A 1261-nucleotide genomic window follows, 5' to 3' on the forward strand; every position below is an offset into this window, starting at 1 on the left:
TGCATGTGTCCTTTAATGGCATCTTTACTCCACCAGAGGAAGCCGCTGTTTATGCGGTTCAACATGCGAAGGATAAAAATGAACCGCTTTATTTTGTTGTGTTCCCTCAAGCCGATTCTGCTATTTCAGAACTTCTGGTCGCGGGCTATCAGAAGTTTATGGAAAATAACTTTTGGGGTTTGACCAATTCAACACAAGAAGCAAAAGATTTGATGTATAGCTATGGTCTTACAGGATTAGAACTTTATGGACATAGTCGCGGGACAATGACATTGGGGAATATGCTGAATTCTTTCAAACAAGAAGGTGTGCACGGTATAGCCGACAACACGAATATCAATTTCTATGGACCAGCCTTTAATGTTTTAGTTGCATCCGGTCTGTTAGGTTATGTGAGTGATGGCAAACAAACCANAATAGATACGACTTTGTCAGCAGAATTATTGGCGGCAATGGCTATACTTACGAGACAATACCTGCTGGCAGTAACTGGTGGAAAGAATGGTGGAGAGTGATCATGAATCCCATAAGCTCCCATACCTGTCTTGGAGATGCGGGTCAAAAATGCCAAAAAAGGTATGGCTCATCTCATTTAAAACAAAAACCTTGAATTAAATCATGGAGGAAAAAAATGAAACAAACTTTAAAATTATTAAGCGCTGTAACTTTGTTAAGTATAGCTGGATGTCAGTTTAATAAAACTCCTGGAGGATATTTGAGCGCGTGGGAGAAAAATGGTGTTACTGATTTTACTGAGGTAGGAAAAGCCTTATTAGAATGTGGAATGCCAACCCCTTATGATACTGATCCAGAAAATAGAAAGTTAAGTTTAAATAAAAAGGCGTTTATTGATTCTTGTATGGTTCAATCAGGATTCCGCTATAAAGATACAGAGGCAGGAACGTGGTGTGAGAATTTTCAAGGAAAGAATCTTCCGGCTTGTCGTCCAGGTGCTGTCATACCACAGCGCAGTGTCAAGAAGCGCTTGAACAGCCCTTTTTGTAAAAAGCATCCAGAACAATATGAATGCTATCCTTAAGTCTTTCTTGTGATGATCAACAATCCGCCATCCTTGCCTTCGCTTGGAATGGCGGGATTGTTTTCTCAATCTAACATCTCAATATTGTTCACCGTTGTTTTAAGCAGCGGTGACAGGAAATATCAACAAGCTTATGAGCTGTTTATTGTAAATAAATCCATTGAAAGAGGGGAATAATGAAGAAAATCTTAAAACTATTGAGTTGTATAGCTCTGTTAAGTA

General features: G+C 39.1%; 1 protein-coding gene. It reads left to right on the forward strand.

The window, feature by feature from the left end; genetic code table 11:
- The first annotated feature begins 631 nt into the window (after nt 1-631).
- Nucleotides 632-1039: a hypothetical protein gene (locus tag ACFIMC_RS03215; RefSeq protein WP_375632826.1), complete on the forward strand. Its 408-nt coding sequence runs from the start codon at nt 632-634 to the stop codon at nt 1037-1039.
- The last annotated feature ends 222 nt before the right edge of the window (nt 1040-1261 follow it).

The organism is Bartonella sp. AP21QHHD (assembly GCF_042196205.1).
In the GTDB taxonomy this organism is placed as follows: domain Bacteria; phylum Pseudomonadota; class Alphaproteobacteria; order Rhizobiales; family Rhizobiaceae; genus Bartonella.

What these genes read in the sequence shown, in the direction of transcription:
- ACFIMC_RS03215 (WP_375632826.1), top strand. Translation starts at nt 632, where the DNA reads ATGAAACAAACTTTAAAATTATTAAGCGCTGTAACTTTGTTAAGTATA.